We start from the raw sequence: 15,012 nt of genomic DNA, 5'->3' as shown, positions 1-15,012 counted from the left end.
CCCGGCGTGACAAGTCGGCGGGTCGGCCTCACCCACGCAGAGTCTCCTCCAGCTTCCGCGCCACCGAAGCCGCCTCGTCCCCGGGCAGGGGCGCGCCCTCCGGGCCGGTCACGTAGAAGGCGTCCACGGCGTTGGCGCCGAGTGTGGAGACATGCGCGCTGCGCACCTGTACGCCCGCGTCATCCAGGGCGCGGCCGATGCGGAACAGCAGGCCCGGGGCGTCCTGGGAGCGTACCTCGATGACCGTGGCCAGCCGGGAGGCGGCCGGGTGGACCGACACCCGGGCCGCGGGGGCGACCACGCCCCGGCGGCGCGGATAGGCCGCGTCCCGTTCGGCGAGGCGGCCGGCGATGTCCAGGGAGCCGTCCAGGGCCCGGACCAGATCCGCGCGCAGCCGGGCGGCCTGCGGCAGGGAGCCGTACTCGGCGGCGACCCGCCAGTCCAGCAGCAGGACGGAGCCGTCGACGCCGTCCGGGAGGGTCAGGGAGCGCAGTTCCGCCGTGCGCACGGTCAGCCGGTGCATGGCGAGGACACCGGCCACCGCGGGCAGGACGCCCGGCTGGTCGGGGACGGCGATGAGAAGTTCCACACCCAGCGGCTCGGGGTCGCCGGACGGCTCCTGACCGGCGGGCGGCTCGGTCTGTGCCCGCAGGGCGAGGACCGGGCTGCCCGTCGCGGCCGCCTCGAGGGCGAGCCGCTCCTGCTCGGCCGTCGGCGCGCCCTCCTCCGGGTCGTCCGGGGCGTCCCCGGCGAGCACCGCCGAGACCCGCTTGACGAGGTCGGCGACGAGCGAGCCGCGCCAGGACGACCAGGCGGCCGGTCCGGTGGCCAGGGCGTCGGCCTCGGTGAGCGCGTGCAGCAGTTCCAGGGTGCCCTGGGAGCCCACGGCCTCGGCGACGGAGCGCACGGTGGCCGGATCCTCCAGGTCACGCCGGGTGGCCGTCTCGACGAGGAGCAGATGGTGCCGTACGAGGGTGGCGACGACCGTCACCTCGTGGCGGTCGAAGCCGATGCGGGCGGCCACGTCCTTGGCGATGATCTCGCCGGCCACGGAGTGGTCGCCGGGCCAGCCCTTGCCGATGTCGTGCAGCAGCGCGGCGACCAGCAGCAGGTCGGGGCGGCTGACCCGGCGGGTGAACTCGGAGGCCTGTACGGCGGTCTCGATGAGGTGCCGGTCGACGGTCCACAGGTGCACGGCGTTGCGCTGCGGACGGCAGCGCACCCGCTCCCAGTCGGGCAGCAGCCGGGTGATCAGACCCTCGACCTCCAGGGCCTCCCAGACCTCGACGGTCGGGCGGCCGGAGCCGAGCAGGGTCACGAGCTGTTCGCGTGCCTCGGCGGGCCAGGGCGTGGGCACCGGGCGTGCGGCGGCGGCCATGCGCCGTACGGCGTGCAGGGAGAGCGGGAGTCCGGCCTGCGCGGCGGCCGCCGCGGCGCGCAGCGGCAGCACCGGGTCCCGCTCGGGGCGCGCGGCACGGGCGAGCACCACCTCGCCGTCCTGCTCCACCACCCCTTCGGCCAGCGGAGACCGCTCCGTCACGGGCTTCCCGCCGCCCAGCATGGCGCGCAGCCGGGGCCGCACGGCGCGCGACCGCAGCACACGCCCCACCTCGCGCCAGGTGACATCGCTGGCGTACGAGACGAGCCGTGCCGCCTCGTACACCTGCCGCAGCAGCGTGTCGGCGTCGAGCAGACCGAGCTCGGCGGCCACCTGGTCCTGCTCCTGGAGGGCGAGCCGGTCGGTCGCGCGCCCGGTGGCCAGGTGCAGGGCGTCCCGTACGTCGAGGAGCCGGCGCCGGGCGTCGGCCAGGCCCTCGCGCGGGGCGTCGGCGAGCCAGGAGGCGGCGACGGCGCGCAGGGCGGTGGCGTCGCGCAGCCCGCCCCGGGCCTCCTTCAGGTCGGGCTCCAGCAGGTACTGCAACTCCCCCTGGCGCTCGGCGCGCTCGGCGCACAGTTCCTGGAGTTCGGGGAGGCGTTTCGGCGCCTGGTTGCGCCAGTCGGCCAGCACGGCCGTGCGCAGTCCGGCGGTGAGACCGAGGTCGCCGGCGATGTGCCGGGCGTCCAGCAGGCCGAGCTGCACCTTGAGGTCCTCGCCGGCCGTCTTGCGGGCCTCGACGGGCGTGCGCACGGAATGGTCGAGGTCCAGCCCCAGGTCCCAGACGGGGTACCAGAGCCGGTCGGCGAGGGCGGCGACCGCCTTGGTGTCGCTGCCGTCGTGCAGCAGGAGCAGGTCGAGGTCGCTGCGTGGGGACAGCTCGCCTCGTCCGTAGCCGCCCACGGCGACCAGGGAGGCCCCGCGCAGTCCCTCCGCCCCGGCGGCGAACAGGCCGGTGAGCCAGTCGTCCGTCAGTTCGGCCAGGGCCGCACGGCGCGGCGGCCCGGACCGCGTCTCCTCGGTGAGGAGACGCAGCCGGGCCGCCGCGTAGCCGCTGGGTCCCGAGTCCTCTGCTTCCTTCTGCACGTCCGTACCCGTCACCCAGCGACTCCTGTTCTGTTTGCCTGCCTCAGAGCGCGTCGGGGCCGCGCTCGCCGGTCCGGACCCGTACGGCCGTCTCGACCGGGATGGACCAGACCTTGCCGTCACCGATCTTGCCGGTGCGGGCCGCCTTGACCACGACATCGATCAGCTGCTCGGCGTCGTCGTCCTCGACCAGGACCTCGATGCGGATCTTGGGGACCAGGTCGACGGTGTACTCGGCACCGCGGTAGACCTCGGTGTGGCCCCGCTGACGACCGTAGCCGCTGGCCTCGGTGACCGTCAGGCCGTGTACTCCGAAGGCCTGCAGGGCCTCCTTGATCTCGTCGAGCCGGTGCGGCTTCACGACGGCGGTGATGAGCTTCATGCGTCCACCTTCTTGCTCGCGGCCGCGGCGACCGGGGCCGTGACGGCGGTCTTGGCGGCACCGCCACCGGCGCCGCTGAAGTCGTATGCGGTCTCGGCGTGCTCTGCCTGGTCGATACCGGCGACCTCCTCGTCCTCGGAGACCCGCATACCGATGGTCTTGTGGAGGATGAAGGCGAGGATCGCGGAGACGATCAGGGAGTAGGCGAGCACCGCGAAGACACCGGCGCACTGCTTCCAGAACTGGGTCAGGCCGCCGCCGTAGAAGAGGCCCTCGACCTCGGACTGGCCCTTGCCGCTGGCGAAGAAGCCGATCAGCAGGGAGCCGACGACACCGCCGACCAGGTGGACGCCGACGACGTCGAGGGAGTCGTCGTAGCCGAACTTGTACTTCAGGCCGACGGCCATGGCGCACAGCACACCGGCGATGACGCCGACGGCGATAGCGCCCATCGGGGTGACCGCGCCACCGGCCGGGGTGATGGCGACCAGGCCCGCGACGGCGCCGGAGGCGGCGCCCAGCGTGGTGAACGCGCCGTGCCGGATCTTCTCGTAGGCGAGCCAGGCCAGCATGGCGGCGGCGGTGGCGACCTGCGTGTTGACGAACATCAGCGCGCCGACGCCGTCGTCGTTGCCGAGCCAGGAGCCGGCGTTGAAGCCGAACCAGCCGAACCACAGCAGACCGGCGCCGAGCATGACCAGCGGCAGGCTGTGCGGGCGCATCGGGTCCTTCTTGAAGCCGACGCGCTTGCCGATGACCAGGATCACGCCGAGCGCGGCGGCACCGGCGTTGATGTGGACCGCTGTACCACCGGCGAAGTCGATCACGCCCAGCTCGAAGGCCCAGCCACCGGCGCCCCAGACCCAGTGCGCGACCGGGAAATAGACGACCGTGGCCCACAGGGCGATGAACAGCGCCCACGCGCTGAACTTCACGCGGTCCGCGAGCGCACCGCTGATCAGGGCGGGCGTGATGATCGCGAACATCAGCTGGAAGACCAGGAACACGAAGACCGGGACGGTGTAGCCGGGCCAGAGCTCCGTCAGGCCGATGTTGCCGAGGCCGACCCAGTCCGAGTTCCAGCCGATGAGGCTCCCGGAGTCGGTGCCGAACGCCATGGAGAAGCCGTACAGCACCCACAGGATGGTGACGATCCCGAGGCTGATGAAGCTCATCATCAGCATGTTCAGGGTGCTCTTGACGCGGACCATGCCTCCGTAGAAGAAGGCCAGACCCGGGGTCATGAGCATCACCAGGGCGGAACAGATGAGCATGAACCCTGTGTTGGCGGCAGACAGCTTGGGTGCTTCTGCGGCAAGGGTGATGGCTGGTGCCATCGGCGTCTCCTCGTCGTTGGTACGGCCCCGTGCGGGCGAAGCCTCGAGCGGAATGAGGGGCGGGCCGGTTATGCGCCACGAGATTGGCGCAGCGCGGTTTCGGTGGAAGCCCCTCGTTGTTTCGCGACCGTGACGAAGGCGCGTTCTGTGTTACGCGTCGATGAACTGCCGGATTGCGGGCGCGCCGATCGTTATCGTGGCGCAACCTTCGGTCCCGCTGTCTTCGGGACGCACAGGCCGGCCGCGGTCGGCCTTCCGATGACCTGGCATGGGGGAGCCGAGTCGGGCAGTTCGGGAGGGCCGGCCGCGGCCGGGGTTCAGGGGTCTCGGAGGGTGGCGGTCAGACCGCCTCCGCGGCCTCGGGCAGCTCTACGGCGAGCCGTTCGGTGAGGTCGACGACCTCGCCGAGGTCACCGAAGTCCCGCGCGGCCGTGTCGACCGTCTTTCGGATACGAGTGTTGACCCGCTCGGAGCGGACCTTCTTGGCCACCTGCATGGCCTGGGCGGCGAAGACCGTGCTCTGCTCGGCCTCGCGCCGGAGGAGGTGCACCGTGGCCATGCCGATCAGGTTGAGCGCATACGACCTCTGGTGCTCGCCGTCCTCGGCGAAGAGCGCCACGGCCCGCTCCATCAGGGGCTCGGCCAGCGAGGCGTAGGTCGGGCTGCGGCCGGCGACATAGGCCAGGTCGCGGTACGAGTGGGAGTTCTCGCCGTACAGCTCGGCCTCGGAGAAGAAGCGGATCCAGTCGGGGTCCGGCTCGTCCCACTCGCCGGCGTCGGCGAAGGTGTCCTCGGCCATCCGGACCGCCCGCTTGCACTTGCCGGGCTGTCCCATGTTGGCGTAGGCGCGGGCCTCCATCGCATACAGCATCGACTGGGTGCGCGGGCTCGCGCAGTCGCGGCTGCCGTACTGCGCGAGGTGGATCAGCTCCAGCGCGTCGTCGGGCCGCCCGAGGTGGATCATCTGCCGGCTCATGCTGGACAGCACATAGGAGCCGAGGGGCCGGTCACCGGCCTCCTTCGCGGCGTGCAGCGCGAGGACGAAGTACTTCTGCGCGGTCGGCTGGAGCCCGATGTCGTACGACATCCAGCCGGCCAGCTCGGCGAGTTCGGCGGCGACCTTGAACAGCCGCCGGGTGGTGGCCTCGGGCTGGGGCTCCTGGAGCAGGTCCGTCACCTCGTGCAGCTGGCCGACGACCGCCTTGCGGCGCAGGCCGCCGCCGCACTGGGCGTCCCACTGCCGGAACATCACGGTCGTGGACTCCAGGAGGTCCAGCTCCGGTTTGGAGAGCCGGCCACGGGCCCGCCCGGAGCCGGACTCGGGCTCCGACCGCTGGGCCGGGGGCGAGGGGACGAGCCAGCGCTGCATGGGCTCGATGAGGGCCGGGCCCGCAGACAGGACCAGCGAGCTCCCGAGGAAGCCGCGCCGCGCCAGCATCAGGTCGCTGCGCGAGAACTCGCTGAGCAGGGCCACGGTCTGCGGGCCCGTCCAGGGCAGGTCGACGCCGGTCGCGGAGGGTGACTGGCGCGCGGTGCGCAGCCCCAGGTCCTCGACGGAGACGACGACACCGAAACGCTCCGAGAACAGCTCGGACAGGATCCTGGGGATCGGCTCGCGGGGGTTCTCGCCGTCGAGCCAGCGGCGGACGCGCGAGGTGTCCGTGGAGATGTGGTTGGCGCCCAGCTGGCGTGCCCGGCGGTTGACCTGGCGGGCGAGCTCGCCCTTGGACCAGCCGCTGCGCACGAACCAGGAGGTGAGCAGCTCGTTCTGGCGCTTGTCAGCGTGCGTCGCGCTCGCAGCGTTCGTTCCGCTTCCGCCGTTGCCGCTCACTGGAACGCCCCCATCCCTGAGACCACTTGTCGCCGAGTGCGCCAAGCCCTATCAGCATGCCGGTTCGTACGGCCGCCCGTCCGGCCCTTGTCACCCATCGAACGGAATACCGACTTGCCTCCGGCATACCCACGAGTGCATGTGCCCCCAGGACTCGTGCACACAAAGTAATCCTACGATCACCCGTCCAGCCACGGCTCACACGGAAACGCCACCATTCGCCACCCCTTCGAATGAACTCACGTACGCCTCCTCGCGATTCACTTGACACAGCACAACCAGGAGCGGGTGCAGCGATGCACCGAGGGGCGCGTGTCGTCGAGTACACCACCCTGGGCACGTCCGGGCGCTGACTGAACGGACCGCCGCCCGGGAAGGCGGAAACAGAGAGTCACGCAGAGCGACCGCTGCGTAACCACCGGTGCGTCGGACCCGTTGGAGGGGGCATGGGCTTCACGATCGGCATCAGCCGGGGCATGCGCGACATCCGGTCCGGCTCGCGCCGCCGCGGCCGCACGTCGGACGGCATCGCCGTGGCCGAGTACACCGGGCTGTGGGGCTGGGACGTGGTCCCGGGCGCCCGGGCGTCGGCGGGCGCCTGCTCCTGCGGCCGTCGCGACTGCCCGGCGCCGGGCGCGCATCCGCTGGACTTCGCGCCGGTGATCCCCGCCGGGGCGACGCTGGACGACGTGACCGAGTCCTGGGGCGAGTGCCCCGGCGCCTCGGTGATGCTGCCGGTCGGCCGGGCGTTCGACGTCATCGAGGTGGCCGAACCCGCCGGCTGCCGTGCGCTGGCCCGGCTGGAGCGCATGGGCCTGCCCGTCGGCCCGGTCGCGGCGACCCCGGACGGCCGCGCCCACTTCTTCGTCGCCCCCGGCGCCGCCGCCGATCTGCCCGGCCTGCTCTACCGCATGGGCTGGGACGACCCCGCCGCCCTCGACCTGCGCGGCCTCGGTCCCGGTACGCACATCACGGCACCGCCCTCCGACCGCGGCGGTCTGGGCCCGGTGCGCTGGCTGCGCTCCCCCGCCCTGGACTCGGCGTCCAGGGCGCCGGAGGCCCGCCTGGTGCTGGGCACGCTGGCGTATGTGGCGCATCGGTCACGGGCCTGACCCCGTTCGCAGCGAAGCGCCCGACCCGACGGTGTCTCGGGGCGGGCGCTTCGCCGTGCGCATCCGGATATCCGGAGGTGCTCCACTCGGCTGGTTCGGAGCTCACTCCCCGATAAGGGCGTCAACGAACGCCTCCGGCTCGAACGGCGCCAGGTCGTCCGCGCCCTCGCCGAGCCCGACGAGCTTGACCGGAACGCCCAGCTCGCGCTGGACCGCGACCACGATGCCGCCCTTGGCCGTGCCGTCCAGCTTGGTGAGCACGATGCCGGTGATGTCGACGACCTCGGCGAAGACCCGGGCCTGGACCAGGCCGTTCTGGCCGGTGGTGGCGTCGAGCACGAGCAGCACCTCGTCCACCGGGGCGTGCTTCTCCACGACCCGCTTGACCTTGCCGAGCTCGTCCATGAGGCCGGTCTTGGTGTGCAGACGGCCGGCGGTGTCGATGAGCACGACGTTCGCGCCCATCTCCTTGCCCTCCTTGACCGCGTCGAAGGCGACGGAGGCCGGGTCGCCCTCCTCCGGTCCGCGCACGGTGTGGGCGCCGACGCGCTCGCCCCAGGTCTGGAGCTGGTCGGCGGCGGCGGCCCGGAAGGTGTCGGCGGCGCCCAGGACCACGCTCTGGCCGTCCGCGACCAGGACGCGCGCGAGCTTGCCGGTGGTGGTGGTCTTGCCGGTGCCGTTGACCCCGACGACCATCACGATGCCCGGCTTGCGGTCCTCCGGCTCGGTCTTGACCACGCGGTCCATGTCGCGGCCGACCAGTGTGAGCAGTTCCTCGCGCAGCAGGGTGCGCAGTTCGACGGGGGTACGGGTGCCGAGCACCTTCACGCGCTCGCGCAGGCGCTCGACCAGCTCCTGGGTGGGCTGCACACCGACGTCGGCGGTGAGCAGCGTGTCCTCGATCTCCTCCCAGGTGTCCTCGTCGAGGTGCTCGCGCGACAGCAGCGTGAGCAGCCCCTGGCCGAGGGCGTTCTGCGAGCGGGAGAGACGGGCCCGCAGCCGGACCAGGCGGCCCGCGGTGGGCTCCGGGATCTCGATCTCGGGAGCTTCGGCGGGCGGCTCCTCGACGGTGACGGGAGCCGAGCCGTCCGGGAGATCCACCTCCTCTATCGTGCGCCGCGGTTCCTCCCGCGGCGTCTCGGCCTCGTCGCCGACGTGCGGCTCGGCCGGTGGGGCGGTGATGTCGGGCGTTGCGGGCGGGGGCGGGGGCAGCTGCTTCTTGCGCCGGCTGCCGACGATGAGCCCGCCGAGCGCGCCGAGCACGACCACGGCGATGACTACAGCAAGGATGACGATGTCCATAACGCGTCCAGTATCAGCCATGGGCCCCCGGGTCACCCCGCTTGTGCCGTCCTCCGGGGCCGAGGGCAGCCGGATCTCCACACCCCTGGATGTCTGACGCATCGTCAGCTAACGTCCCCCGGACACCCGCCCGGTGGAGGGAGACGTCCCCATGCCCGTCACGGTCGCACGCTTCAACCTCGTCGCTCCCGGGGCCTCCCCCGCCGAGCTCGGCGCCCGTTACCGGGCGGCCCTGGAGATGGCCTCGTACGCCGACGACCGGGGCGTCACCACCGTGCAGACGGAGGAGCACCACGGCGCCGACAACAACTGGCTGCCGTCCCCGTTCGCGTTCGCGGGGGCCGTTTTCGGCGCGACCCGGCGTGTCGCGGTCACGGTCTCGGCGGTGATCGGCCCGCTGCACGACCCGCTGCGGCTGGCCGAGGAGATCGCCGTGCTGGACCTGCTGAGCGGCGGCCGGCTGGTGACGGTCGCCGGGATCGGATACCGGCCCGAGGAGTACGACCTGTTCGGCGTGGACTTCGCCCGGCGCGGCCGGCTCCAAGACGAGCTGCTGGAGACGCTGCTGAAGGCGTGGACGGGCGAGCCCTTCGCCTATCGGGGCCGCACGGTCCGCATCACCCCGCGCCCGTACACCGACCCGCACCCGCTGCTCCTGGTCGGCGGCTCCTCCAAGGCCGCCGCCCGCCGGGCCGCCCGGCTCGGCCTGCCCTTCTTCCCCAGCGCGCATCTGCCGGAGCTGGAGGCGTACTACAAGGACCGGCTCGCCGAGTACGGCACCGAGGGCTGGGTCATGATGCCCGCCGCCGAGACGCCGCTGCTGCACCTGGCCGAGGACCCGGACCGGGCCTGGGCGGAGTACGGCAGGCACTTCCTGCACGAGGCACGGACGTACGCCTCCTGGCAGTCGAGCGGGGTGCGCTCGGCCGTGAAGTCGGCCGCGACGACGGTCGGGGAACTGCGCGCCGAGGGCGTGTACCGGATCCTCACGCCCGACGCGTGCGCGGAGCTGGGCCTGGACTCCTATGTGCTGCATCCGCTGGCGGGCGGGATGCCGGTGGAGGAGGGGTGGCGGAGTCTGCAGCTGTTCGCGGAGCGGGTGCTGCCCCGGCTGACCGCATGAGACCGCCGCCCCGGCTCGGGCAGTGGCCGAACCGGGGCGGCGGCGGGTTACGGGGAGAGGGGCAGCGGGGACTTGGCCCTTCTCCCCGAGTCCGGGGGGGGGCTGGCTCAGCCCATCTCCTCCAGGGCCTTGCCCTTCGTCTCGTTGACGAACTTCAGGATGAACGGGATGGAGAGCGCGGCGAAGGCCGTGTAGATCACGTACGTCACGGAGAGGTTCCACTCGGCCAGCGACGGGAAGCTCGCGGTGATGGCCCAGTTGGCGATCCACTGCGCGGCGGCGGCCACGCCCAGGGCGGCGGCACGGATCCGGTTGGGGAACATCTCGCCGAGCATGACCCAGACGACCACACCCCAGGACAGGGCGAAGAAGAGGACGAAGACGTGCGCGGCGATCAGGGCGATCCAGCCCTGCGCGGCCGGCAGCCTGCCGTCGACCAGGGGGTGGGAGAACGCCCAGGCCTCCAGCGCCAGGCCGACGACCATGCCGACCGAGCCGATGATCGCGAGCGGCTTGCGGCCGATGCGGTCGACGAAGATCATCGCGATCACGGTGCCGACGATGTTGATGATCGACGTGGTGAAGGAGTAGAAGAACGAGTCCGCCGGGTCGACGCCGACCGACTGCCACAGCGTCGAGGAGTAGTAGAACGCGACGTTGATGCCGACGAACTGCTGGAAGACCGACAGGCCGATACCGATCCAGACGATCGGCTTGAAGAAGAAGCTCCCGCCGAGCAGGTCCTTGAAGCTGGACTTGTGCTCGCTCGTCATCGCGTGCTCGATCTCGGCTACGCGGGCGTCCAGGTCGATGTCCTTGCCCTCGACCTCGGTGAGGATCTCCCGGGCGCGCTCGTGCTTGCCGACGGAGATCAGGAAGCGCGGGGACTCGGGGATCGCGAAGGAGAGCAGGCCGTACAGGACGGCCGGGACGACCATGACGCCGAGCATGACCTGCCAGGCCTCCAGGCCCATCAGCTTGCCGCGCTGGTCGCCGTCGGCGGCGTTCAGCAGACCCCAGTTGACCAGCTGCGACACGGCGATGCCGATGACGATCGCGGCCTGCTGGAAGGAGCCGAGCCGGCCGCGGTAGGCGGGCGGGGCGACCTCGGCGATGTAGGCCGGGCCGATCACGGAGGCCATACCGATGGCGAAACCGCCGACGACGCGCCAGAAGGCGAGGTCCCACAGGGCGAAGGGGAGCGCGGAGCCGACGGCGCTGATCGTGAAGAGGACCGCGGCGATCTGCATGCACCGGATGCGGCCGATGCGGTCGGCTATCCGGCCTGCGGTCGCGGCGCCGATGGCGCAGCCGATGAGGGCGACGGCGATGACCTGGGCGAGGGCTGCGGAGCCGATGTCGTAGCGGCCGCGGATGGCCTCGACGGCACCGTTGATCACGGAACTGTCGTAGCCGAAGAGAAAACCGCCCATCGCGGCCGCCGCAGCGATGAAGATGACGTGCCCGAGATGCTCGGGGTGAGCCGTCCTGGCTCCGGACTTGGGTGCCTGCGCTGTGCTGGTCACGTGTACTCCTCGGGCCACCGGCAACGCTGCCGGAGGGGATCAGCCCTTCGAGGTGCCACCTGAAGGTACCTGAAGGTAAAAGGAACGTTGCCGAGACTATGCCTTCAAGTTTCGAAGTCAATAGGGCGAGAGACGTGAATCTGCGACAGGAGTGTGGTGACGATGTGTTCAAGAATTGAAGTCACCAAGCATCGCAGGTGAGGCAGGTGTATACGGCATCCATCTAGCGCAGGCGCTGGCTGATGACCTTCGACACACCGTCGCCCTGCATGGAGACGCCGTACAGCGCGTCGGCGACCTCCATCGTGCGCTTCTGATGGGTGATCACGATCAGCTGCGAGGCCTCCTGCAGCTCCTGCATGATCCGGATGAGCCGCTGGAGGTTGGTGTCGTCGAGGGCGGCCTCGACCTCGTCCATGACGTAGAACGGGCTGGGCCGCGCCTTGAAGATCGACACGAGCAGCGCCACGGCGGTCAGCGACCGCTCCCCGCCCGAGAGCAGCGACAGCCGCTTGACCTTCTTGCCCGGCGGCCGGGCCTCGACGTCCACGCCCGTGGTGAGCATGTTGTCGGGGTCGGTCAGGATCAGCCGCCCGTCACCACCGGGGAAGAGCCGGCTGAAGACGCCCTCGAACTCCCGGGCGGTGTCCCGGTAGGCCTCGGTGAAGACCTGCTCGACGCGCTCGTCGACCTCCTTCACCACCTGCAGGAGGTCCGCCCGCGTCTTCTTCAGGTCCTCGAGCTGCTCGCTGAGGAACTGGTGGCGTTCCTCCAGTGCCGCGAACTCCTCGAGGGCGAGCGGGTTCACCTTGCCGAGCTGCTGGTAGGCGCGCTCGGCCGACTTCAGACGTTTCTCCTGCTCGGACCGGAGATACGGCTTCGGCCGGTTGCGCGGGTGCTCCGGGTCCTCCGGCAGCTCCTCGCCCTCGGCGGGGGGCGAGGGCGGCACGAGCTGGTGCGGTCCGTACTCCGCCACCAGTCCGGCCGGTTCGACACCCAGCTCCTCCAGCGCCTTCGTCTCCAGCTGCTCGATCCGCAGCCGCTTCTCGGCGCCGAGTACCTCGCCTCGGTGGACCGAATCCGTCAACTTGTCGAGTTCGGCCTTGAGATCGCGTCCCTCGGTGCGGGCGCGGGCGAGTTCCTGCTCGCGGCGGGCCTTGGCGGCCTCGGCGGCGGTGCGCTCCTCGTCGGCGCGGGCCAGGGAGACCTCGACGTGCGCGAGCAGCTGCCGTGCGCCCGAGCCGACGGCTTCGGCGACGGCCGCCTCGTGCCGCAGCCGGGCCCGCCGCTGCTCCGCACGCGCGCGTGCCTCGCGTTCCGCGCGGGCGGCCCGGTCGAGCGACTCGGCCCGTCCGGCCAGGCCCTTGACCCGCTCCTCGTGCGTACGGGCCTGGAGGCGGGCCTCCATCTCGGTCTGGCGGGCGTTGGCACCGTCGGCGGCGAGCCGGTCCCGTACGGAGGTGTCGGGCTCCTCCTCGATCGGCATCTCCTCTGCGACGGCGAGTCGCTCGGCGAGTTCCTCGACCTCGGCGAGGGCCTTGTCGAGGGCTTCCTGTGCCCGGGCAGCGGCGGCCGTGGACCGCTCGGCCTCCCCCGCCGCGCCCCGCGCCTGCCCGGCGAGCCGGCCGAGCTGCTGGGCGACGGACGACTTCTCCCGGTCGGCGGCCCTGCGCCGCTCCCCCACGTCCTCGACGAGTGCGGCGCACTCCTTGCGCCGTTCGACGGCCTCGTGCTGGGCCTCGGTCAGCTCCTCGCAGCGGACGGCCAGCTCCTCCAGCTCGGCGGCGGCCTCGTCCACGGAGGCCTGTACTTCGAGGAGGCTGGGGGCGCCGGCGGAGCCGCCGTGGGCGAAGTGTGCGCCGAGGAGGTCGCCTTCGGCGGTCACGGCGGTGAGGTCGGGGTGGGTGTAGACGAGGTCTTCGGCGTCTTCGAGGGTGTCGACCACGACGATGCCGTGGAGGAGCCGTCGTACGGCGGGCATCAGCTCGGCGGGGCCGCGGACCAGGTCGGCAGCGAAGATTCGTCGTTCGTCCGCGGGTTCGTCGGGGCTGGTCGCGCAGTTCCCCGCGCCCCCAGGGCGAGGATCTCCTGCCAGGAGCAGAGTCGCCCTGCCTCCGTCCTGTTTGCGGAGGAGTCTGATGGCGTCGGCCGCTGATGCCGGGGTCGTGACCGCGATGGCGTCCGCAGCCGCCCCGAATGCAGCCGCGAGGGCGACCTCGTGTCCCGGGGTCACCGTCAGGAGTTCCGCCGCCGGGCCGAGCAAGCCGGAGAGGCGGTCCTTCGCCGCGAGCAGTATTCCGGTGCCGTCCTTGCGGCGCAGGCCCATGGCCAGGGCCTCGTGGCGGGCCTGGGTCGCGGCGCGCTTCCGTTCCGCCGCCGTGGCCGCCTCGCGGGCTGCCGTGAGGGCGGACTCGGCGTCGGCGAGCTGCTGCTTCGCGGCCTCGTGCTGTTCGGCGAGTTCGGCGTCGCCGGCGTCGAGGCCGTCGACCTCGGCCTTGAGGGCCTCGTACTCCTCCTGGGCGGCGACGGCCCGCTCCTGGGCCTCGTCGCGGGCGGCGGCCAGGCGTTCGATCTCGGCCTGGGCGGAGGCCGCGCGCGAGCGGGCCGCGTTGACCTGGCCGCTGAGCCGGGCCAGTCCCTCGCGCCGGTCGGCGATGGCGCGGGCGGCGTCCTTGAGTCGCCGTTCCTCCTGGGTCAGCGCGCGCTCCAGCTCGGCGCGGTGGGAGACCGTGTCCTCCAGGGCACGTTCGGCCGCCTCCAGGGCCGCCTCCAGCTCGGCCTCCTGCTCGCGGATGCGGGCGGCCTCGCGCTCCATGTCCTCGGGGTCGCGGCCACGCCGCTCCTCGGGGGGCGCGGAGGTGGCGCTCTTCACGCGGGCGTCGGCCAGCGAGATCGTGCCGCGCACCCGCTCGGCGAGCTGGGAGAGCTCGTACCAGGTCTGCTGGGCGCGCTGGAGGCGCGGCGTGAGCTGACGTACCTCGTCCTCGAGGAGTGCCTCGCGCTGGAGCGCCTTGCGCAGCTCCTGCTCGGCGGCCTCCTTGCGTCCCTTCAGCGCGGCCTCGTCGGCGACCTCGGCGTTGAGGGCTTCCTTCAGCCGTACGAGGTCGTCGGCCAGCAGCCGCAGGCGGGCGTCGCGCAGGTCGGCCTGGATGACGGCGGCCCGGCGGGCGACGGCGGCCTGGCGCCCGAGGGGCTTGAGCTGGCGTCGGAGTTCGTCGGTGAGGTCCTGCACGCGCGCGAGGTTGGCCTGCATCGCGTCCAGCTTGCGCAGCGCCTTCTCCTTGCGCTTGCGGTGCTTGAGGACGCCGGCGGCCTCCTCGATGAAGGCGCGGCGGCCCATGGGGTCGGCGTGCAGTACGGAGTCGAGCTGGCCCTGCCCGACGATGACGTGCATCTCACGGCCGATGCCGGAGTCGGAGAGGAGCTCCTGGATGTCGAGGAGGCGGCACGTGTCGCCGTTGATCTGGTACTCGCTGCCGCCGTTGCGGAACATGATCCGCGTGATGGTGACCTCGGCGTACTCGATGGGCAGGGCCCCGTCGGAGTTGTCGATGGTCAGCGACACCTCGGCGCGGCCCAGCGGGGGGCGGCCGGTGGTGCCGGCGAAGATGACGTCCTCCATCTTGCCGCCGCGCAGCGATTTGGCGCCCTGCTCGCCCATGACCCAGCTGAGCGCGTCCACGACGTTGGACTTGCCCGAGCCGTTCGGTCCTACGACGCACGTGATCCCAGGTTCGAACCGGAGTGTGGTCGCCGAGGCGAACGACTTGAACCCGCGGAGGGTCAGGGCCTTGAGGTGCACGCCGCCGGACTCTACCGCCCGGGTTCGTCTCACTCCATGAACCCACGGTTTCGCCGCTGAACGCGCAGGGCAGACCACACGTTAAAGACGGTGAAAGGATGCGGGGGAAAGAAAGAAGGGACGCCGACGGCGTCCC

At 71.8% G+C, this 15,012-nt stretch carries 9 protein-coding genes; 2 read left to right on the top strand and 7 right to left on the bottom strand.

The features are described 5' to 3' along the window. Positions 1-28: 28 nt before the first annotated feature. The 4 genes from OHU35_RS30460 to OHU35_RS30445 form a co-directional block, all read right to left on the bottom strand. A complete protein-coding gene (locus tag OHU35_RS30460; RefSeq protein WP_189727981.1) occupies positions 29-2,476 on the bottom strand; it encodes a [protein-PII] uridylyltransferase in 2,448 nt (815 codons plus the stop codon). A 28-nt stretch (positions 2,477-2,504) separates the two neighbouring features. After that, positions 2,505-2,843, bottom strand: coding sequence for a P-II family nitrogen regulator (locus OHU35_RS30455; protein ID WP_030231663.1), 339 nt, complete (start codon positions 2,841-2,843; stop codon positions 2,505-2,507). Next, the gene (locus tag OHU35_RS30450) at positions 2,840-4,180 is read right to left on the bottom strand and encodes an ammonium transporter (protein WP_189727979.1); all 1,341 of its coding nucleotides are present in this window, start codon (positions 4,178-4,180) and stop codon (positions 2,840-2,842) included. Before OHU35_RS30450 ends, OHU35_RS30455 begins: the two co-directional genes overlap by 4 nt. Before the next feature lie 340 nt (positions 4,181-4,520). After that, positions 4,521-6,011: a hypothetical protein gene (locus tag OHU35_RS30445; protein WP_405507556.1), complete on the bottom strand. Its 1,491-nt coding sequence runs from the start codon at positions 6,009-6,011 to the stop codon at positions 4,521-4,523. A gap of 446 nt (positions 6,012-6,457) precedes the next feature. Here OHU35_RS30445 and OHU35_RS30440 point away from each other — a divergent pair, with 446 nt between their 5' ends. Then, complete coding sequence (locus OHU35_RS30440) at positions 6,458-7,123, top strand: bifunctional DNA primase/polymerase (protein WP_189727975.1); 666 nt, start codon at positions 6,458-6,460, stop codon at positions 7,121-7,123. Between the two features lie 102 nt (positions 7,124-7,225). Here OHU35_RS30440 and ftsY read toward each other — a convergent pair whose 3' ends face one another. Beyond that, the gene (gene ftsY / locus OHU35_RS30435; RefSeq protein WP_189727973.1) at positions 7,226-8,425 is read right to left on the bottom strand and encodes a signal recognition particle-docking protein FtsY; all 1,200 of its coding nucleotides are present in this window, start codon (positions 8,423-8,425) and stop codon (positions 7,226-7,228) included. A gap of 151 nt (positions 8,426-8,576) precedes the next feature. Between ftsY and OHU35_RS30430 the strand changes: the two genes are divergently transcribed. Next, complete coding sequence (locus tag OHU35_RS30430; RefSeq protein ID WP_359896451.1) at positions 8,577-9,548, top strand: LLM class flavin-dependent oxidoreductase; 972 nt, start codon at positions 8,577-8,579, stop codon at positions 9,546-9,548. Positions 9,549-9,655: 107 nt separating this feature from the next. Here the strand turns inward: OHU35_RS30430 and OHU35_RS30425 are convergent, their stop codons facing one another. Together OHU35_RS30425 and smc are read right to left on the bottom strand one after the other, a co-directional pair. After that, positions 9,656-11,074, bottom strand: coding sequence for a sugar porter family MFS transporter (locus OHU35_RS30425; protein WP_189727970.1), 1,419 nt, complete (start codon positions 11,072-11,074; stop codon positions 9,656-9,658). A gap of 223 nt (positions 11,075-11,297) precedes the next feature. Further along, the gene (gene smc / locus OHU35_RS30420) at positions 11,298-14,876 is read right to left on the bottom strand and encodes a chromosome segregation protein SMC (protein ID WP_405507555.1); all 3,579 of its coding nucleotides are present in this window, start codon (positions 14,874-14,876) and stop codon (positions 11,298-11,300) included. Positions 14,877-15,012: the final 136 nt, after the last annotated feature.

Origin of the sequence: Streptomyces purpurascens, assembly GCF_045040895.1 — a bacterium.
Lineage (GTDB): Bacteria > Actinomycetota > Actinomycetes > Streptomycetales > Streptomycetaceae > Streptomyces > Streptomyces purpurascens.
The sequence above is the reverse complement of the archived record's forward strand: the minus strand, read 5'-3'. Positions and strand labels throughout refer to the sequence as shown.

Coding starts and splice junctions, on each gene's coding strand:
- OHU35_RS30455 (WP_030231663.1), bottom strand. CDS start 2,843: ATGAAGCTCATCACCGCCGTCGTGAAGCCGCACCGGCTCGACGAGATC.
- OHU35_RS30440 (WP_189727975.1), top strand. CDS start 6,458: ATGGGCTTCACGATCGGCATCAGCCGGGGCATGCGCGACATCCGGTCC.
- OHU35_RS30430 (WP_359896451.1), top strand. CDS start 8,577: ATGCCCGTCACGGTCGCACGCTTCAACCTCGTCGCTCCCGGGGCCTCC.
- ftsY (WP_189727973.1), bottom strand. CDS start 8,425: ATGGACATCGTCATCCTTGCTGTAGTCATCGCCGTGGTCGTGCTCGGC.
- OHU35_RS30450 (WP_189727979.1), bottom strand. CDS start 4,180: ATGGCACCAGCCATCACCCTTGCCGCAGAAGCACCCAAGCTGTCTGCC.